The sequence below is a fragment of the Planktotalea sp. genome, from assembly GCF_018607965.1.
In the GTDB taxonomy this organism is placed as follows: domain Bacteria; phylum Pseudomonadota; class Alphaproteobacteria; order Rhodobacterales; family Rhodobacteraceae; genus Planktotalea.
The window spans coordinates 1-17600 of record NZ_JABBAM010000111.1 but is presented as its reverse complement, the minus strand read 5'-3'; the positions used below and the strand labels follow the sequence as shown (position 1 = coordinate 17600).

Sequence of the window (17600 nt, the reverse complement as noted above, 5' to 3'; positions counted from 1 at the left end):
TGCGACCTTCCGTCCCCCAGACGGACGCGCTACCAGACTGCGCCATAGCCCGACGCTTGATAGGGCGGTGTTTAATGGAAATGCGTGCAAGGGCAAGTCCAAAGTGCGCCTCTAGTGACTTTGCATCCGATCACGCAGTGCGCGAAGTTCTACAAGCTGCTGCAAGAGCTGGTTTGCGATCTCGGGCGCGATCTTGCGTGCACTGGGAAGTGCGGCAAGAACACCGGCTGGCGCGGAATAGCTGTCGAGTTCTGGTGCGATCTTGGCAATTGCTGGAAGGTCAATGTGAACGCGCGCAGGTGCTGTTTCGGGCGTGGCATCGACAATTGGCTTCGGCGTCAGCTCAACGGACTTTTCAGTGGCGTCCGACATTTGCGTCGTTGCTGCAGATGTTTCTATCTCGCCCTGCGGTTCCGTGTTCTCTTTGCGGTGCGCAAACATCGGTTGCGGTTCGGTTGGCGCAGCAGGTGCCACCGGAGTGGCGCGCGCGATCTCAGGCTCGGGTCTGGGCGCGCCTTCTTGAGTACTGTCTGTGTTTACAGGTTCGACAGGCTTGAAGTGTGCGGTTGGATTAATAGTCAGCTTTTCCGGCTTGAGCGTAGGCGCAGAGTTTGGCGTGTCAGATTCTGCGCTTGCGACCTCTTGTGCTGGTTCAGTCTCAGACGCAGTAGGCGGGTTCGGGGAACGGCGCAGGAACGCAGGGAGTGCGTCGCTGCCAAAGGCAGGGCTGTCGCCTGAACGATCAAGGGGTGCGGGTTCTTCCTCGGGCGCTTGCACGGCGTCGGGCGCTGTCGTCGTAGACGGATCGTCCGCTACTGCGACGTCTTGCGCTGCTTCATTTTGAATTGATTCTTCTTGTTTTGGTTCACTTGGGGTAGTTGGTGCTGCCTCTTGAACAGGCTTGGCTGCAACTGAATCCGGTGCAGGAGTTGGTTCTTGATTATGTTCACTTCTGCTTGGGAAACTGAGGACTTTAGCCGGTTCTTCGATCGCTGGCTCAGGCTGTGCATCTGGCTCATACGCGGCCTCCGCAATCTGACTTTCTTCGATCAAATCCTCATCCAAAGGCTGTGAAAGGTCTGCAACGTGCTTAACGCCATGTTCGCGCAATAGTTTCTGCGCACCTTTGATCGTAAGGCCGTCATCGTGCAGTAATTTTTTGATCCCACCCAATAAACGCATATCAGCGGGGCGGTAATAGCGGCGTCCACCTGCACGTTTCACAGGTTTGACTTGGGTGAACTTGCTCTCCCAAAACCGCAAAACATGCGCGGGGGTCTCAAGCCATTCGGCAACTTCACTAATCGTACGGAACGCGTCCTTGGATTTAGGCATCGTCGGACTGCTCCTGCTTTAGCTCTTGTTGCCGTCTGCGACACGGTCTTTCATCAAGTGGGACGGGCGGAACGTCAAAACACGGCGTGGATTGATTGTAACCTCTTGACCCGTCTTTGGATTGCGGCCAACGCGGGCCGCTTTGTCGCGCACACTGAATGTGCCGAAAGACGAAATTTTTACTTGTTCACCAGCGACCAAAGCATCGGAGAGATGCGTTAGTATGTTCTCTACCAAGTCAGCAGATTCATTACGTGACAGACCAACTTCGCGAAACACCGCTTCGCTTAGATCCATACGCGTTAAAGTCTTTTCAGTCATATGCGCCCCCCAAGGCTATTGAACCACCTTAGAACCAACCGGAAAAACGAGTCAAGTCTGACATGTTGGAATTGGAGGGAAAGGCCCAATTATCAGGGGTTTACCAGCGTAAAACGACTGCGCCCCAAGCGAGGCCACCGCCAATTGCTTCTGTCACAATCAAATTACCTTGCTTGATCTTGCCTTGAGCTTTGCCAACCGAAAGCGCGAGAGGGATCGATGCCGCAGAGGTGTTTCCGTGATATTGAACCGTCACGATCACATTCTCCATCGGCACGTTCATCTTTTTGGCAGTGCCTTTGATGATGCGAATATTGGCCTGATGGGGAACAACCCAATCGACGTCCTCGGACGTGATATTTGCTTTATCCATTGCCGTGTGCGCTGTTGCGGCCAGCTTTTCGACAGCGTGGCGGAAGACTTCTTTGCCCTCCATGCGCAAATAACCAGTGGTTTTGGTCGACACGCCACCATCGACGTAAAGGATATCGCGGTAGGTGCCGTCTGAATTCAGGTCCGTCGATAGGACACCGCGATCAGCAGATGTTCCGTCACCCGTCGCGGCCTCTAGGATCAGCGCGCCTGCGCCATCCCCGAACAACACACATGTCCCGCGATCGGTCCAATCCATAATGCTGCTGAAAGTTTCTGCGCCAATCACCATGACGCGCTTGGCTGTGCCTGCAACGATCAACGCATGGGCGTTTGCAAGAGCAAAGATAAATCCTGCGCAAACGGCTTGGACGTCAAACGCAAATCCGCCTTTCATGCCAATCCGGTGCTGCACCATGGTTGCTGCAGAAGGAAATGTTAGATCAGGGGTCGAGGTGGCGACGATCAAGGCGTCCAAATCACTTGCCTCAAGACCCGCATCCGCAAGGGCGGCGCGCGCAGCATGGGCGGCAAGGTGGGATGTGTTTTCGTCCTCAGCAGCGAAATGACGGCGTTCGATACCTGAGCGCGATACGATCCAATCGCTGGAGGTTTCTAAAGTTTTTTCGAAATGTTCATTTGGAACAACGTTCTTCGGCAGATAATGCCCAACCCCTTTGATTTGCGCACGTATCATTTGGAAGGGCTCTCCTCGGCGATGCTTTTAGCAGCGGCCTGTGTGCTGGCTGCAATACGTTTCGCCAGTCTGTCCGAAAATCCAGACTGTGCAAGGCGAAATGCAAGATTTATCGCGGCGTCAACACCAGTGGCATCCGCAGCGCCATGTGATTTTACAACTGTACCGTTCAAACCAAGGAACACACCGCCGTTGACGCGACGCGGATCGATGCGCTTTTGCAGACGTTTCATTGAGGTAAGTGCCAAAAGGCCGGCCAGTTTAGAAAGCAGCGAATAGTTGAAAGCTTCCTTCAGTCGATCCCCGATCAGGCTGGCCGTGCCTTCACCCGTTTTAAGTGCAACATTGCCGGTGAACCCATCTGTGACTATGACATCTGCGCGATCGCCTGGGATGTCGCCGCCCTCTACAAAACCAACGAATTCGAAACCGGTAGCCTCTGCTTGGCCCTCGATCAACTCACTGGCGTCATGTAGTTCTGTGCGACCTTTGTGTTCTTCGGTGCCCACGTTCAACAGCCCAACCCGGGGGCGGTCGATGTTCAAACCGTTGCGGGCATAGGACACACCCATCAATGCGTATTGCAAAAGATCAGTAGCATCGGCGCGAATGTCTGCGCCCACGTCCAACATCACGTTGAACCCATGTACCGAACGAGACGGCCACAAAATACCGATTGCGGGGCGGTTCACACCGGGCAATTTGCGCAGGCGGATCATGCTCATCGCCATGAGCGCGCCTGTGTTGCCACACGACACACATGCCGCGGCGTCGCCACTGCGCACCGCCTCGACAGCAGACCACATGGATGTGTTCTTTCCTGTGCGCAGGGTTTGGCTGGGTTTGTCAGTCATCTTCACAACGTCAGGGACATCACGAATTTCACACTTTTCCAGCAACCCTTTGCGTTTGGCAAAGAGCGGGGTAATCGTTGCAGCAGGGCCGTGTACGATAAAGCCAAGGTCTGGATTCTTGCGCGCAGAACGAAAAATACCGGCGACAATAGCCGCCGGTCCTTGATCGCCGCCCATGGCGTCGATTGATAAAATGATACTCTTGTTCCCGGCTGCTGTCGGATCACCGAGTAGATCAGTGGACACAGTCATGGAACCTACCTCGCGGATAATTTATGCCGCGTCTTCGTCCAGATCGATCTCGTCAGCTTGTGCAACGATTTCTTTATCTGCGTAGTGACCGCAAGAGGGGCACACGTGATGTGGACGCTTCAGCTCACCACAGTTGGAACACTCATTAGGGTTCGCTGCAACGAGTGAGTCATGCGCACGACGGTTGTTGCGGCGCGATTTGGATACTTTGTTCTGCTGGACAGCCATGTCGCAACCTTTGACTTTTGGGGCCACTAAACTGGGCCGATGAATGGGTCTTGGTGGCACATATGCGAGGGTACGCCGCCTGTCCAACCCTAAATTCGTATGAGCGCGGGAAAATAGTCAAGAAAGGGTGTTGTGCAAGTGATTCTTTTGGCTTGTGATGTGTGAAGCGGCGAACGGGGTGCATGTTTAGTGGATGTCGCAGGTTTTCTGGCCTGTGCGCAGGGATTCTATGTTGTGGTTTGTTCTGCTTTTAACCGACAATTTTACGCAGTTCGGATTTGATCGGTCCATGTTTGAGCCAACGAGCGTAACACAGAGCGTCGAGCGTGCCCATGCCTACAAGAATCTGCGCCACATAGTGAGGCAATGGCGGGAAGGGGTGGATGTAAACGAAAGTGCGCATTGCGCATCAACCGAAGGGATGCAGGTTGAGCAAGCCCCACATGACGATGCTGAGAGATATGTCTGATCTTATCTCAGCGTTTTCCTTAACTCCTAGCCTCCAAGTTGGGTGCGCAAGGCTTGATATACAACGGCTGTTGCAGTGTTGGCCAAGTTTAGCGAGCGCACAAGCGAGCTGCGCATCGGCACGTTGAACACGCGATCATCCAACCCTTCTAGGATTTCAGGTGGCAGCCCTTTGGATTCGCAACCGAACACCAGATAGGCATCTTCTGGATAGTCCGGTTCAAACACACTTTGCGCGCCGTTCACTTCAAAAAAGAAGAGGCTGTCGCGTGGTGGCAGGCGGGTTTTGAGAAAGCTCTCCCAGGTGTCGTATTCGCTGAGCTGAACGTGTTTCCAATAATCAGTTCCCGCACGCTTTACCGACTTTTCGTCCAGCGAGAAACCCAAGGGGTGGATCAAGATCAGCTCAAGTTCCAGCGCCACACAGGTTCGCCCGATTGCACCTGTGTTGTAGGGGATTTCAGGCGTGACCAATACCATTTTCATTTGCGGTTTAGACATTGGATGCATGTGCTTTCTTTAAGGCGGATGGTGGACTGGACCAGTGTTTGAGCCCTGTGTTTGGATTGTGGTATCCCAACTAAAAGGGACTCTACAACGTCCAACTTTGACGGCTCACGATGCCACGTGCGCAAAAAGAAATTGCGCTACCTGATAATTCTGCGCCAGATGTGCAGGAACAGGGAGAGACCAATGTCAGATGCACCGCTCAAAGGGTGGAATCACAAGCCAAACGTACCTTTGCAGGTTTCGCCGTTTTTCACGTGGCCTTTGGTTCCCAAAAATATGCTGGCCTGGGTGTGGAATTCTTGGTTCTTGATCACTGAAAAGCTGATCATCCTAGGGCTGGCGTGCATTTCCCTTGCATGGTTCCAGCCGCCCTTGGAAGAAACCCGCACACTTGCGTTTGGCTGGATGTTCGAGCTGTGGGTGCGCAACATGGTGTTGATGAGTGCGGTTGCAGGGGGCTTGCACCTTTATTTCTACAGCTACTCTGCGCAAGGGGCAAAACTGAAATACGATCCGCGTCCGTTGATGAAGAACGGCAAGCAATTCACGTTGGGCGGACAAATCAGGGACAACATGTTCTGGACGCTCGGCAGTGGGGTCTTTTTCTGGACCGCTTATGAAGTCTTGATGTTTTGGTCCCTTGCCAACGGATATGCACGGATGCTGACATGGGCTGCGAACCCTGTTTGGTTCGTCGCACTCTTCTTCCTGATCCCGCTATGGGAGAGCTTTTATTTCTACTGGATCCACCGTTTTCTGCACATTCCGTTCCTCTACAAACACGTGCACGCGCTGCATCATCGAAATATCAATGTAGGGCCATGGTCGGGCCTGTCGATGCACCCTGTGGAACACATTATCTACCTTGGAACCGTGCTGATCCATTTCGTGATCGGCGCGCATCCGCTGCATATTCTGTTCCACATGCAATACTATACGCTGACCGCCGCAACGACGCATACGGGCTATGAAGGGCTGGTGTTCAAAGACGAGAACCGTCTTAAGCTGGGCACGTTCCATCACCAAATGCACCATCGGTATTTCGAATGTAACTACGGCTCGCTCGAGCTGCCGTGGGATAAGCTGTTTGGCTCGTTCCATGATGGCACAGCCGAGGCCGACGCGCGGATCAAAGAGCGGCGTAAGAAGATGATGGGCTAGGATGGCTGGAGCGGTTTGAGTGAGTAGTGGGTAACATATCAGGCGTAGTCGGATTTTCAGCATTACGTTTCTAAGTGTCGGCGGTGCAGGATTTTGTTGAAGTTTGCTGCAAGTTTTCAGAGGTCCGCTCCGATGACCCGTGCAGAAAGAGGTAGCTTGTGGCTAAATGGCTAATTATGATCTGCAATACAACGAGCCGCATTCGTAACTCAAATCTCTTTACAATGAGTGCGGATCCCTTGGTGGAACTTCTAAAGCTCTTTGAGGGAATATGGCCAGGTCCTCATTACCGGATCTTCGTGCGAAACGCAGTAAAAGCGCTCTGGGCTCGTTGCCATCATTGGCGATACTTCTTAACGCCTCACTGACGTCCATCACATAACACCCGTTACACAATGTTTGCGCTTTGTTAGGGTCGGAGCAGTCGCTTAAGATGTGGATTGAAGATCTCATGTGAGAGACTGACCACGCAACGCTACTTCTTGCCCGCGCCACCGCCAATCTCGACAATATTTTCGTGATCCACAAGGTTCCATGTCACGCCCTCGTTGCGATAGATCCGTTTGCCGAGGCGGGTGTAGAAGCCTACATCATAGGCCAAGCGTTCGCCGACGACAATGCAGCGAAACGTCTCTGTGCCAGTGTTGGTGATTGAATGGGCCGCGCCGCCTTTGCGGTAACCTATGAAATCACCCGCACCGATCTGGTGGGGGTTTTCGCCGATATAGGCCGTCGCGATGCCGCTTAGCACGTAGACGCATTCGTCCTCAAAATGGTGCATGTGGTGTTCTGTGCTGTCATGGCCCGGCTCGATTTCGATGATGTGAAAGCCGAAACCTGTGAGGCCGGTAAGATCACCGAGGGATTTGTTGATGCGGGCGGCGTTGTCATTCAGGAAATGGGTCTTTTGGAGCCCCTCCATGTCCTTGATGGCTTGGACAGGGATGAGGTAAGCGTCGTCGCTCATTCCTTGCCTTCCAGCTTGTCTTTGAACGCGGCTAGGCCCGCAAAGGGTTTCACGGTGTCGGCGTCCAGCGCGGTTTTGCCGGGCTCTGTAACATTCATCTCACCCAGTTCTGCGCCTTCAAGGCGGGGGTAGTCGGGAAGTTCCAGCGCCAGCGCCTCAGCCAGGACGCGCCATAGATCGATCACATTTCCCAAAGGTTCCAGTGTGTCATCGTCCAAAACAGCAGTGCCACCGAATTCATCTTCTTCGGCCTCTTTCGCAAATTCAGGCATCTCGGCAACGAAACGGCGCACGATTGTGGCCTCTATCCGCGTGGTCACAGGTTCTAACGTAATCGTACAGGGCTGTACGGCGGTCGCGCCCAACTCGGCCTCTAGGACCCAATCATGTTTGCCTGCGGGGCTGAGGTTTCCCTTGAAACCCACCTTGCGCAGGCCGTCGAGGTCCAAATCACCCTTTAAAGCCTGTAATTGAGCCTGATCAGGGCGTAGTTCAAACTTGGACAGTTTACGGCGTCCGAGGGCGCTTGTTTCTAGTACAAACTCTGGAAACGGATGCGTGTCTTCCATGGTGGAAATTTTCCTTTCTTGAACGTCGGGCGTTCGTGTCGTATTTCCGATACCAAGGCAGAGTAGGCCAAGACAAGAGGGAACCTCTATGCGAGCAGCAGGTAGAGTATTTAAATTCGGCACAGCAGTGTTGTTGTGCACGTCGTTAGCCGCTTGTGCGGCAACGTTTAGAAACCACGGCTATGTTCCAAATGAAGAGGACCTTGCGCAGGTTTCCGTGGGTTTGGATACGCGCGATACGGTTGCTGACATCGTCGGGGCACCATCCTCCGCTGGTGTGTTGAACGACAGTGGATATTACTATGTGCGCAGCCGCGTGAAGCACTTTGCATGGCAAAAGCCGCAAGTGATTGAGCGCCAAGTGGTTGCTATCAGCTTTAACCAAGTTGGCATTGTGGAAAATATAGGGCGCTATGGGTTGGAAGATGGTAAAGTTGTACCGCTTGCACGTCGCGTCACGCGCAATGGGCAGGACGTCAACTTTATCAAGAAGATATTGTCGAACGTTGGAGGCTTCTCCGCGTCCGATATCCTGAATTAAACCACGGACCGCCCTTTGATCACTGAAAGGGCGGCGTGCTTTTGACCTTCGCCTAGACTTTAAGTTGGGACGCCGCGCGTGCGAGCGCTTCGATGGCTTTCCAATCACGTGCATCAATCAAATCTTTTGGACAGACCCAGCTGCCGCCTGCACAGATCGTGTTGGACAGGCCCAGATAGACCTCGGCATTCTTTGGGCTCACACCACCTGTTGGACAGAAACGCACCTGTGGAATGGGGGATCCTATTGCTTTTAGGGCTGCGGCCCCGCCAGCGGCTTCGGCAGGAAAGAATTTCTGCACGGTATAGCCGCGTTCTAGCAAGCGCATCGATTCAGACGCGGTCGCCGCACCCGGAAGCAAGTGCAGGTCCGCTGCTTCGCATGCATCTAGCAAAATATCAGTCGCACCGGGGGACACGCCGAACCGCGCGCCAGCTGCTTTGGCCGCGCTAACATCGGCGGGTGTCAGTAGGGTGCCTGCGCCAACAACGCCGCCCTCAACCTTTGCCATCTCTGCAATGACCTCTAGTGCCGCGTCTGTACGAAGTGTCACCTCTAGCGCGGGTAATCCGCCTGCAACCAACGCACGGGCCAAGTCTTGTGCGATTGATGCGTCCTCAACGACCAAAACAGGGACGATTGGGGCCATTTGGCAGATTTCCAACGCGCGTGCGCTAGCTTCGAATGGAGTAATCATGTGTGGAGTTCCTTAGTTATACAACGACGCCAGCACCGGTGTCGGCAGTACCAACTTTCTGGCGGAAGACGTCAAACAGTTCACGACCCACACCATTGCCGTTGTGGCTAAGGTCAGGTGTGGCGATAGGTCGATCGAGTGCGCCCTCGGTTAGGCATTCAAGTGTGCCTGTGGTAGCATCCACGCGGATGATATCCCCGTCTTGGATGCGCGACAACGGGCCACCTGCAGCCGCCTCTGGGCTAACATGGATGCACGACGGCACTTTGCCAGAAGCACCCGACATGCGACCGTCTGTCACCAAAGCGATCTTGTGACCGCGTTGCATTGTGACGGACATGGCAGGCGTGAGTCCGTGCAATTCGGGCATGCCATTGGCTTTTGGGCCTTGGAAGCGCACAACGATCACCAGATCAGAATTGAATTCACCAGCTTTGAACGCGGCTTTCACTTCGTCTTGGCTATGGAAGACACGCGCAGGTGCTTCGACGATCTGATTTGTCGGATCAACGGCAGAAACTTTCATCATGCCGTGGCCCAGATTGCCCATAAGTTGCTTCAGGCCACCGCTTTTCTGGAACGGATCGTTTGCGGGGCGCAGGATTTTGTCGTTCTGGCTCTCGCTTGCGCCTTTGCGGAAGATCAACGCACCAGCGTCCAAGGCGGGCTCATTCGCGTAATCGCCGAGACCACTGCCGTAAACGGTTGTGACATCTTCGTGCAGCAAGCCTGCATCCAGCAAACGGCCAATCATGTAGGGTAGTCCGCCCGCAGCGTGGAAGTGGTTCACATCCGCCAAACCGTTTGGATAGACTTTGGCCATCAAGGGCACAACAGATGAAATCGCATCGAAATCCTCAAGGCGTAGATCAACACCCGCTGCACGCGCCATTGCTGGAAGGTGTAAAACAAGGTTCGTTGAACCACCCGTGGCCATTAGGCCAACGATACCGTTCACAAAGGCGCGTTCGTCCAGAACATCGCACACAGGACGGAAATCATTGCCCAAGGAGGTGATAGACAGCACGCGCGCTGCGGCTTCGCGGGTGAGGGCGTCGCGCAGGGGCGTGTTTGGATTGACGAACGAGGCACCGGGCAAATGCAGGCCCATGAATTCCATCAACATTTGGTTCGAGTTGGCCGTGCCGTAAAATGTGCATGTGCCAGCAGAGTGATAAGAGGCCATTTCCGCCTTCATCAGCGCAGCGCGATCAACTTTGCCTTCGGTGAATTCGTTACGCACGCGGGCTTTTTCATCGTTCGGCAGGCCAGATTGCATCGGACCCGCAGGCACGAAGATGCCCGGGATGTAACCGAAGGTTGCAGCCGCGATAATCAACCCGGGAACGATCTTGTCACAGACACCAAGGTAGGCCGCCGCATCGAATGTGTTGTGAGACAATCCGATACCTGCCGCCAGTGCTATCACGTCGCGTGAGAACAAGGAGAGCTCCATGCCTGTCTGACCTTGGGTCACGCCATCACACATCGCAGGCACGCCGCCTGCGACTTGGGCCGTGGCACCCACCGCAAGGGCCGCTTCTTTCAAGATCGCAGGATAGCCTTCGAATGGCTGATGCGCTGAAAGCATGTCGTTATAGGATGTCAAAATGCCCAAGTTCGGTGCGGGCGTTTCTGCCAGAGTATGCTGTTGATCGCCCATAGCTGCATAAGCATGCGCTTGGTTGCCGCATGTTAGGTGCCCACGACGCGGACCTTCAGACGCAGCAGCGCGCATGTGTGCCATGTATTTGGAACGACGCTCTTGTGAGCGTTCCAAAATACGGTCTGTGGTCTCTTTGATGATGGGATGCAGGCTCATGGGCGTGTGTGTCCTAGGAATTTGTGTCGCGAAGTTGATCTTATTTTCCTGCTTAATAAAAGATGTTAGCGCTAACGTCGAGAGTGCAATTCAATTTGAACAGACTTTATTGTCGCAGGTTTTAGAGTTGTTGGATGTCCCTTTAGAAATAATAACAAATTGTAAATATCACGCTTGCGTCACGACGTTGCCCCATTTCCGCCTTGCTTGGATACCATCCCGTGGTTGTACAAAAGGCCAGAAGGTCAGGAGGACGTCATGAATAAGTTTCGTATAATAATGCTAACCCTTGCCGCGGTCACAGTATCCGCATGTTAGGGTCCACAGATTTCAAGCCGTAACGCAACGGGCCCATCCATTGATCCCGTTAGCGCCCTTTCCCAGCCAGCATTGGCTGTGGTAAAAGTGGACGCGGGCAATGTATTCATTCCTGATGTAAATATGCGCACGCATCACCGTCGATGTCACGCGTTCGCTGCAAGTGTCCGAGAAAAACACATACTACCCTAAAGGTGACATCATCTGGCGCGGTGATTTGTATGGTGACCGCTATGAGCAGGTCAAAGCGATCATAGCACAAAGCTCTGAAAACGCAGCAGCGACCCTGACAGGCAGCCGTCCCGTGCACATGCACATTCAAGTAACACGCTTCCACGCGTTGACAGAAAAAGCACGGTATTCAACAGGTGGTGTGCACAACATCAACTTCTTTGTGACTCTGCTTGACCCTGTAATAGGTGCGACGCTGCGCCCAGCTCGCTTGGTCGAATCCAGTCTTGATGCCCTGAAAGGCCAAGCTGCGATCCAAGCTGATCAACGCGGTGACACGCAAAAATTCCGCATCACCAGCTTTTTGACGCAGGTCTTGCAGGCCGATTTGACGCAGCCGAATGGCTATGATGACCAGAATTCAGGCTTCTTTGTTGCACTGAACCGCAACTGATCCTTTTCAGTCGCCCATGAAATCGCTAAGGGGACGCTATGAATGCGTCCCCTTTACCCGTCCTTCGCCTTAAACCCAAAGCCAATGCGCGTGCCATTCGTCACGGCGCACCTTGGGTTTATGATAATGAGCTCGTCCTAGACCGTCGCAGCAAAAACCTTGAACCGGGCACAATCGCCGTGTTGGAGGATGCTGAACGAAACCCAATGGGCTTGGTCGCAGCGAACCCTTTGTCGCGCATCACCGCCCGTATGATCGAACGCGATGTAGACGCGACGATTGATCAAGCATGGTTTGCCGCCAAAATCACCCGCGCGCTGCAATTGCGCGCGCGTCTGTTTGATCAACCTTATTACCGTTTGATCCATGCAGAGGCTGATGGCTTGCCGGGTTTGGTCGTTGATCGCTTTGGCGACACGGTTGTTGTCCAACCAAATGCGGCGTGGCTTGAGTTACTGCTAGAGCCTCTGGCCGCTGCTTTGGCCCAAGTCACAGGTGTTAAGAATATCCTGAAGAACGCCGCAGGTCGCACGCGCTCGCTTGAGGGTTTGGATGATGTTAATACTGTTCTGCTTGGCGCGGCACCTGACGCCGCGTTGATGGTTCCGATGAACGGTGCGATGTATGCCGCGGATCTAACAGGCGGTCAAAAGACAGGCCTATTCTATGATCAACGCCCCAACCACGCATTTACAGCGCGTCTAAGTGAGGGCGCGGATGTTTTGGACGTCTTTTCCCACGTCGGTGGATTTGGCTTGGCAGCAATCGCTGGTGGCGCGAAATCAGCGCTTTGCGTAGATGGATCAGCCCCTGCATTGGCGCTTGTTGAAGAGGGCGCGAAGGCGTCTGGATTTACAGACAAAGTCACAACGCGCAAGGGTGATGCCTTTGATGTGCTAGAAGACTTGGCCAAAGACGGCGCACAATATGACATCGTTGTTTGTGACCCACCTGCATTTGCACCCGGCAAAGCTAAGCTAGAAGTCGGCTTGCGCGCTTATGAGCGCCTTGCGAAAATGGCGGCCCCCTTGGTGAAAGAGGGTGGTTGTCTGGTTCTATGTTCGTGTTCGCACGCGGCTGATCTTGGTAAGTTCCGCTTTGCTTGTACACGCGGTATTGGTCGCGCAGAACGCGCAGGGTCGTTGATCCACACAGGGTTTGCAGGCCCAGATCATCCCTTGATGCCGCAATTGGCCGAAAGCGGATATCTAAAGGCGTTGTTCTACCGTCTATGAGGTTGCTTCTGGATACATGCGTGCTCTACCCGACGGTGATGCGCGAGATGTTGATCGGGGCAGCAAAAGCAGGGGCGTTTGAACCCCTTTGGTCCGCGCGCATCTTGGAAGAATGGCGGCGCGCGGTTCTTAAGCACGGTGAAGCAGCCGCGATGGACGTGATGGGCGAGGGCGCGTTGCTGAACGCGGCCTTTCCTCGGGCTCCCGTACGCTACACCGATGAACAGGAAGCGCGGTTTTGGCTGCCAGATCCGTCAGATGTGCATGTGATTGCGGCGGCTGTTATTGGCGGCGCGGACGGTATCGTCACCATGAATAATAAGGATTTTCCTGCGGGTATCTTGGCCGAAGAAGGTCTGACGCGGGTGAACCCAGACGGATTGCTCTATGGGATCTGGCAGGCACAGCCGGATCTGATGGCAGATGTGGCGCAAGGCGTGCTTGATAAAGCTAACCGCTTGTCTGGTCAGGTTTGGACGATCAAAGACCTGTTCAAAAAAGCGCGCATGCCACGGGTTGGCAAAGCGCTGGTGTCAGCTCCAACGGGCCCCTAGCTTTTCTAACGCTGCGATGCGCTCATCCGTTTTTGGGTGGCTCATCAACCATGCAGGCGCGCGGCCTGATTGGCTTTTGGTCAATGCATCTAGTTTGCGAAACAGTGAAATTTGTGGTGCGACACCGATGCCAGCCTTTGTGAGCAGGGCCGCAGCGTAGGCATCTGCTTCATATTCATCGCTGCGTGACAGGCGTGCAGCCAGCAACGATGTCAGCATTCCCGCGATCCAAGGGCCGACGCTGGGGATGAAGCGACCGATGACCATTGCCAAAGCCGTTCGCAATGCATTCTGGCCCGAGAAATCGATCATGCGACGGCGTGAATGCCCCAAAGCCACGTGGCCGAGTTCGTGCGCGATCACCGAAGCGATCTCTTCGCCCGTTACTTCGCCACTGGTGAATTTCTGATAAAAGCCGCGCGTGATGAAAATGCGCCCATCGGGTGCTGCAAGACCGTTCACAGGGTCGATTTCGTAGATATGTACCCGAATGCGTGGGATATCCAAAGCGTGTGCCATGTTTGCCATGGTGGGTTTCAGATTTGGGTCATCCAGTTCAGTGGATTTTTCATCCAACTCACGGCTCGTGCGCCAAACGGAGAAGCGATACACGGCGAGGCCATAAATAATTGCGAGTAAAATGGGGGCAAATTTCAACATATGTTAGATATGTGGCTGGACCTGCGATCAGGCAAGAGACTATCCGAGGAAAATACCGACAATCACCATCATTAAGCCAATCACAGACAAAAACAGTGATCCTAGATTGAGTGGCAGCACTTTTTGCACGGCAAATCGCAGGTCTTCGTCGCTTAGACCGGCTTTGCGTGCGCGGTTCACTTTAACGATGCTCCAGAACAGGCCGATCACACCTAAGAACGAAACCGCAGCTCCAGACCAAATCAAACCGTCCATTGTCATATCCTTGCACAAATTGAATGCGCACCGCCTATCGTGCGCACGCAACGCTCGCAAGCCCTTGCAGCATCGCGGGCGGGGCGCTAGGGGAGTGGCCTAACCTTTTTCCATATGCGGAGCGTACCCATGTCAGATGTAATCAGCGATACCACCTACCGTGTGACAGCAGATGAGTTGCGCCAGTTTATCGAGCGTCTTGAGCGCCTTGATCAAGAAAAGAAGGACCTTGCAGAGCAAAGCAAGGAAGTCTTAGCCGAAGCAAAGGGTCGTGGCTACGACGCAAAGGTTATTCGTAAAGTGATTGCTCTTCGCAAGCGCGAGCCAGATGACATTGCAGAAGAAGAAGCCGTTCTTGAGATGTATAAAGAAGCGCTTGGAATGCAGGGTTAATCCTGCATTTACGATTTTTTCCTTAAGGGCTTAGCAGCGTCACGCCTGGAATGCGGCTGACCTTGAAGACGTCTTCTTCATACTGATCCGTCAACTGTTCAATCAGCGTGTCTGTCCAACCTGGCAGGTCGACTTCTTCCTCGACCATATCTTCGATCGCGAACTTATCCAAAAACGCTGTGATGACGCGCCGCGTTTGCATTTCAGTCATGTCCGGATGGCTTTTGAGATAGCTCTCGAACTGTGCCATCCCGTCGGGGCTCATGATTTCTGAAAGTAAATTATAAGCGCCGTCAAAGGGTTCGTTTGCAGCAAGCCCTGCGATTTCGCGCACGAGTTCTCCCCAGATCATTGGCGTGTCTTCATTGCACCAAACAGTCACCTGAACATTTGGAGCGTCTTGGCGGATCGACGTGATCAGGTCTGACCAATAGATATCGCGCGGGTCCGCACCATCAAGAAAATCTATGAATTGCGTATGGGGCGTTGCGGCATACATCGCAGGCAAATGCGTTGCGGGATTTCGAATACCTATGAAAAGTTCGACTTCATCGTCAGCAAACAGATGCGTATGATACGAAAGACGTGACCCCGCTTGGGGGTAAATGCGCCCTTTGTGAAAGCCCAGTTTGGGTACACAAAAGAAATTCTCGCTGTGCAAAATAAGGCGATCTACCTCTGTCGCATCAACGTCCATAATGGCGTCTAAGAATGCCATACGCGAATCTGGGCCAGCAGATCATTTTGCAAGCGCTTTAACTGTAGCACTTAGTAATTGGCGGTAGTGACGGGGGCGCGGCAGCGCGATACCACGCTCTTGAAAGGATGCACGGTGCTTGAAGAGTGTTTTAAGAAGCCTACCAACATCCTTGGAATGGGCATCGGCGTGGAGTATGACCTGCATCAATACCTGCTTTTTTAGCGTATTCGTTTCAGTAATGTACTACATGCGCATTTATGGACAGTTAAACCGATTTCCTGCACAAGGCCGTCATGACACAGATTGATATCAAACACATGCGTGCTCGTTCGGCTTTGACAAGCCTCTGGTCGCTTGGCGCGCTTTTGATTGCGACGCTTGTGGTTCTGCCAATTGCAGCTGTCTTGTGGATCGCATTTTTCCCGAGCGAAAATATCTGGCCGCACCTGATTTCCACGACTTTGCCACGGTATCTTAAGAATACATTGGTTTTGATGGTGAGTGTTGGTGCATTGGCCGCGATTGTTGGAACGGGTACTGCCTGGCTGATTGCGCGCTACCAGTTTTTTGGCGCGCGCTGGTTTGAGTGGTTGTTGCTGTTGCCATTGGCGATTCCTGCCTACGTGGGTGCCTATGCGTTGGTGGATTTTCTGGAATACGCGGGACCTGTGCAGACAGGGTTGCGCGATGTGTTTGGTTGGCGCAATTCGCGTGATTACTGGTTCCCAGAAATACGATCCATTGGCGCGGCAATCCTTGTCCTAAGCGCGTCGTTGTTCCCATACGTCTACATCATGGCACGCGCCGCGTTTCGCGAACAATCCGGGTGCGGCGAAGAGGTGGCGCGTTCACTTGGGGCAGGGGCAATTGCGCGCTTTGTGCGGATTGGCTTGCCCATGGCACGCCCTGCGATTGCGGCTGGCACAGCGATTGTCATGATGGAAACGGTGAATGATTTCGGCACGGTTGACTATTTTTCGGTGCAAACCCTGACGACTGGCATTTTCAGCGTGTGGTTGGAAAGCAATAACGCAGGTGGCGCTGCGCAAATCGCGAGCACCGTCTTGTTATTGGTTATTCTTCTCGTGACGCTAGAAAAGTTGTCCCGCCGTCGCAGCCGTTTCTTTTCCCTGTCGCGCAGTCATCGCAGCGTGATCAAAGCACCCCTACAAGGATGGAAAGCGGTGCTTGCGTTCACCTGTTGTGCCCTCCCGTTCGCAATTGGATTTGTATTGCCCTCCAGCGTGATCTTAAGTCACGCTGTCGATAATTCTGAACGTTGGAGTGATCCTGCTTTGTTCAGCGCGCTTGTGAATACGCTCACAGTTGCGGGCATTGCAGCGTTTGTTACCGTCGCATTAGGGCTTTTTATGGTTTATGGCGTACGCTTGTCTGATCGTGCGTTGCCGCGTTTGCTGATGCCTGTAACCGGCATTGGCTACGCTGCCCCAGGCGCGGTCCTAGCGGTTGGCATCCTTGTGCCGTTGGCCTTCATTGACCACGCACTCGCGGACGGGATCGAGGCGTTGACAGGCTCTGATGTTGGGTTGGTTCTTACAGGCTCTGCGTTTGCGTTGATCCTAGCCTACTGCGTGCGGTTCTTCGCGATCGCGCAAGGGGCGGCGGACGCGGCGATGGGACGGGTTGTTCCCAGTCTGCCAATGGCTGCACGTTCCTTGGGGCGTTCAAAAGGGCAGGTGTTGCGCTCGGTCTACTTACCGCTGATCCGTGCATCCGCCTTGTCGTCGTTACTGCTTGTGTTCGTGGATTGCGTAAAAGAGCTCCCCGCGACGTTGCTGTTGCGCCCTTTCAACTATGACACCCTTGCAACGCGGGTCCATGACCAAGCCAGCCTGGAGAACCTGGGCGACGCAGCACCCGCCGCAATTTTGGTAATTGCTGTAGGTCTGTGCGCTGTCGCAATGCTTGCCAGATCGAGCCGATGAACTTTTTTCAAATTTTGTGAAATACCCTCTTGCAGCGATCCCCAACTCTTTGTATTCCGCCTTTGTTGCCCCTATAGCTCAGCTGGTAGAGCAATTGATTTGTAATCAATAGGTCCGCGG

21 protein-coding genes are annotated in these 17600 nt (G+C 53.8%); 7 read left to right on the top strand and 14 right to left on the bottom strand.

Annotated elements, in window-relative coordinates; genetic code table 11:
• Positions 1-111 precede the first annotated feature (111 nt).
• The 7 genes from QZ279_RS10540 to QZ279_RS10510 form a co-directional block, all read right to left on the bottom strand.
• The gene (locus QZ279_RS10540) at positions 112-1335 is read right to left on the bottom strand and encodes a MerR family transcriptional regulator (RefSeq protein ID WP_293450619.1); all 1224 of its coding nucleotides are present in this window, start codon (positions 1333-1335) and stop codon (positions 112-114) included.
• A gap of 18 nt (positions 1336-1353) precedes the next feature.
• On the bottom strand, positions 1354-1656 hold the full coding sequence (gene ihfA, locus QZ279_RS10535; protein ID WP_293450617.1) for an integration host factor subunit alpha: 303 nt from the start codon (positions 1654-1656) through the stop codon (positions 1354-1356).
• Positions 1657-1756: 100 nt separating this feature from the next.
• Positions 1757-2725, bottom strand: a complete 969-nt coding sequence (locus QZ279_RS10530; RefSeq protein ID WP_293450615.1) for a beta-ketoacyl-ACP synthase III — start codon at positions 2723-2725, stop codon at positions 1757-1759.
• Positions 2722-3831, bottom strand: coding sequence for a phosphate acyltransferase PlsX (gene plsX, locus QZ279_RS10525; protein WP_293450613.1), 1110 nt, complete (start codon positions 3829-3831; stop codon positions 2722-2724). Before plsX ends, QZ279_RS10530 begins: the two co-directional genes overlap by 4 nt.
• A 21-nt stretch (positions 3832-3852) precedes the next feature.
• Positions 3853-4059: a 50S ribosomal protein L32 gene (gene rpmF, locus QZ279_RS10520; protein ID WP_085311426.1), complete on the bottom strand. Its 207-nt coding sequence runs from the start codon at positions 4057-4059 to the stop codon at positions 3853-3855.
• 250 nt (positions 4060-4309) lie between these two features.
• Entirely contained in the window at positions 4310-4462 is a 153-nt protein-coding gene (locus tag QZ279_RS10515) for a hypothetical protein (protein ID WP_293450608.1), read from the bottom strand.
• A 92-nt stretch (positions 4463-4554) separates the two neighbouring features.
• On the bottom strand, positions 4555-5013 hold the full coding sequence (locus QZ279_RS10510; protein WP_366513931.1) for a tRNA (cytidine(34)-2'-O)-methyltransferase: 459 nt from the start codon (positions 5011-5013) through the stop codon (positions 4555-4557).
• A 207-nt stretch (positions 5014-5220) separates the two neighbouring features.
• Here QZ279_RS10510 and QZ279_RS10505 point away from each other — a divergent pair, with 207 nt between their 5' ends.
• Positions 5221-6198, top strand: coding sequence for a sterol desaturase family protein (locus tag QZ279_RS10505; protein ID WP_293450604.1), 978 nt, complete (start codon positions 5221-5223; stop codon positions 6196-6198).
• 475 nt (positions 6199-6673) lie between these two features.
• On the opposite strand, the gene QZ279_RS10500 is transcribed toward QZ279_RS10505, so the two are convergent.
• Both QZ279_RS10500 and QZ279_RS10495 read right to left on the bottom strand, forming a co-directional pair.
• The gene (locus tag QZ279_RS10500) at positions 6674-7165 is read right to left on the bottom strand and encodes a cupin domain-containing protein (RefSeq protein WP_293450602.1); all 492 of its coding nucleotides are present in this window, start codon (positions 7163-7165) and stop codon (positions 6674-6676) included.
• On the bottom strand, positions 7162-7734 hold the full coding sequence (locus QZ279_RS10495; protein ID WP_293450600.1) for a DUF177 domain-containing protein: 573 nt from the start codon (positions 7732-7734) through the stop codon (positions 7162-7164). Before QZ279_RS10495 ends, QZ279_RS10500 begins: the two co-directional genes overlap by 4 nt.
• Positions 7735-7822: 88 nt before the next feature.
• Here QZ279_RS10495 and bamE point away from each other — a divergent pair, with 88 nt between their 5' ends.
• Entirely contained in the window at positions 7823-8275 is a 453-nt protein-coding gene (gene bamE / locus QZ279_RS10490) for an outer membrane protein assembly factor BamE (RefSeq protein ID WP_293450598.1), read from the top strand.
• Positions 8276-8327: 52 nt separating this feature from the next.
• On the opposite strand, the gene eda is transcribed toward bamE, so the two are convergent.
• Positions 8328-8972: a bifunctional 4-hydroxy-2-oxoglutarate aldolase/2-dehydro-3-deoxy-phosphogluconate aldolase gene (gene eda / locus QZ279_RS10485; RefSeq protein ID WP_293450596.1), complete on the bottom strand. Its 645-nt coding sequence runs from the start codon at positions 8970-8972 to the stop codon at positions 8328-8330.
• Between the two features lie 16 nt (positions 8973-8988).
• Positions 8989-10794: a phosphogluconate dehydratase gene (edd, locus tag QZ279_RS10480; RefSeq protein WP_293450594.1), complete on the bottom strand. Its 1806-nt coding sequence runs from the start codon at positions 10792-10794 to the stop codon at positions 8989-8991.
• Between the two features lie 439 nt (positions 10795-11233).
• On the opposite strand from edd, the gene QZ279_RS10475 reads away from it, so the two are divergent.
• From QZ279_RS10475 to QZ279_RS10465, 3 genes are read left to right on the top strand one after another with little or no spacing between them, the layout of a single operon-like run.
• On the top strand, positions 11234-11737 hold the full coding sequence (locus QZ279_RS10475) for a DUF6778 family protein (protein WP_366513934.1): 504 nt from the start codon (positions 11234-11236) through the stop codon (positions 11735-11737).
• Between the two features lie 38 nt (positions 11738-11775).
• Complete coding sequence (locus tag QZ279_RS10470) at positions 11776-12972, top strand: RSP_2647 family RNA methyltransferase (RefSeq protein ID WP_293450590.1); 1197 nt, start codon at positions 11776-11778, stop codon at positions 12970-12972.
• Positions 12969-13526 (top strand): RSP_2648 family PIN domain-containing protein, encoded by a 558-nt coding sequence (locus tag QZ279_RS10465; protein WP_293450588.1) that lies wholly within the window; start codon positions 12969-12971, stop codon positions 13524-13526. Before QZ279_RS10470 ends, QZ279_RS10465 begins: the two co-directional genes overlap by 4 nt.
• Here QZ279_RS10465 and QZ279_RS10460 read toward each other — a convergent pair.
• Complete coding sequence (locus tag QZ279_RS10460; RefSeq protein ID WP_293450586.1) at positions 13506-14186, bottom strand: M48 family metalloprotease; 681 nt, start codon at positions 14184-14186, stop codon at positions 13506-13508. The two genes, QZ279_RS10465 and QZ279_RS10460, sit on opposite strands and share 21 nt — an antisense overlap.
• Positions 14187-14225: 39 nt before the next feature.
• Positions 14226-14441: a hypothetical protein gene (locus QZ279_RS10455; RefSeq protein WP_293450584.1), complete on the bottom strand. Its 216-nt coding sequence runs from the start codon at positions 14439-14441 to the stop codon at positions 14226-14228.
• Positions 14442-14570: 129 nt separating this feature from the next.
• Here QZ279_RS10455 and QZ279_RS10450 point away from each other — a divergent pair, with 129 nt between their 5' ends.
• Complete coding sequence (locus tag QZ279_RS10450) at positions 14571-14834, top strand: DUF2312 domain-containing protein (protein ID WP_293450582.1); 264 nt, start codon at positions 14571-14573, stop codon at positions 14832-14834.
• Positions 14835-14856: 22 nt separating this feature from the next.
• Here QZ279_RS10450 and QZ279_RS10445 read toward each other — a convergent pair whose 3' ends face one another.
• On the bottom strand, positions 14857-15552 hold the full coding sequence (locus QZ279_RS10445) for a hypothetical protein (RefSeq protein WP_293450581.1): 696 nt from the start codon (positions 15550-15552) through the stop codon (positions 14857-14859).
• 275 nt (positions 15553-15827) lie between these two features.
• On the opposite strand from QZ279_RS10445, the gene QZ279_RS10440 reads away from it, so the two are divergent.
• Positions 15828-17480, top strand: a complete 1653-nt coding sequence (locus QZ279_RS10440; protein ID WP_293450579.1) for an iron ABC transporter permease — start codon at positions 15828-15830, stop codon at positions 17478-17480.
• Positions 17481-17600: the final 120 nt, after the last annotated feature.

Bases quoted from the DNA above. Each gene is read 5' to 3' on its own strand.
- QZ279_RS10460 (WP_293450586.1), bottom strand. From the start codon at position 14,186: ATGTTGAAATTTGCCCCCATTTTACTCGCAATTATTTATGGCCTCGCC.
- QZ279_RS10440 (WP_293450579.1), top strand. From the start codon at position 15,828: ATGACACAGATTGATATCAAACACATGCGTGCTCGTTCGGCTTTGACA.
- rpmF (WP_085311426.1), bottom strand. From the start codon at position 4,059: ATGGCTGTCCAGCAGAACAAAGTATCCAAATCGCGCCGCAACAACCGT.
- QZ279_RS10465 (WP_293450588.1), top strand. From the start codon at position 12,969: ATGAGGTTGCTTCTGGATACATGCGTGCTCTACCCGACGGTGATGCGC.
- QZ279_RS10445 (WP_293450581.1), bottom strand. From the start codon at position 15,552: ATGGCATTCTTAGACGCCATTATGGACGTTGATGCGACAGAGGTAGAT.
- QZ279_RS10510 (WP_366513931.1), bottom strand. From the start codon at position 5,013: ATGAAAATGGTATTGGTCACGCCTGAAATCCCCTACAACACAGGTGCA.
- QZ279_RS10500 (WP_293450602.1), bottom strand. From the start codon at position 7,165: ATGAGCGACGACGCTTACCTCATCCCTGTCCAAGCCATCAAGGACATG.
- plsX (WP_293450613.1), bottom strand. From the start codon at position 3,831: ATGACTGTGTCCACTGATCTACTCGGTGATCCGACAGCAGCCGGGAAC.
- QZ279_RS10450 (WP_293450582.1), top strand. From the start codon at position 14,571: ATGTCAGATGTAATCAGCGATACCACCTACCGTGTGACAGCAGATGAG.
- edd (WP_293450594.1), bottom strand. From the start codon at position 10,794: ATGAGCCTGCATCCCATCATCAAAGAGACCACAGACCGTATTTTGGAA.
- QZ279_RS10470 (WP_293450590.1), top strand. From the start codon at position 11,776: ATGAATGCGTCCCCTTTACCCGTCCTTCGCCTTAAACCCAAAGCCAAT.
- eda (WP_293450596.1), bottom strand. From the start codon at position 8,972: ATGATTACTCCATTCGAAGCTAGCGCACGCGCGTTGGAAATCTGCCAA.
- bamE (WP_293450598.1), top strand. From the start codon at position 7,823: ATGCGAGCAGCAGGTAGAGTATTTAAATTCGGCACAGCAGTGTTGTTG.
- QZ279_RS10515 (WP_293450608.1), bottom strand. From the start codon at position 4,462: ATGCGCACTTTCGTTTACATCCACCCCTTCCCGCCATTGCCTCACTAT.
- QZ279_RS10540 (WP_293450619.1), bottom strand. From the start codon at position 1,335: ATGCCTAAATCCAAGGACGCGTTCCGTACGATTAGTGAAGTTGCCGAA.
- QZ279_RS10455 (WP_293450584.1), bottom strand. From the start codon at position 14,441: ATGGACGGTTTGATTTGGTCTGGAGCTGCGGTTTCGTTCTTAGGTGTG.
- QZ279_RS10505 (WP_293450604.1), top strand. From the start codon at position 5,221: ATGTCAGATGCACCGCTCAAAGGGTGGAATCACAAGCCAAACGTACCT.
- QZ279_RS10530 (WP_293450615.1), bottom strand. From the start codon at position 2,725: ATGATACGTGCGCAAATCAAAGGGGTTGGGCATTATCTGCCGAAGAAC.
- ihfA (WP_293450617.1), bottom strand. From the start codon at position 1,656: ATGACTGAAAAGACTTTAACGCGTATGGATCTAAGCGAAGCGGTGTTT.
- QZ279_RS10495 (WP_293450600.1), bottom strand. From the start codon at position 7,734: ATGGAAGACACGCATCCGTTTCCAGAGTTTGTACTAGAAACAAGCGCC.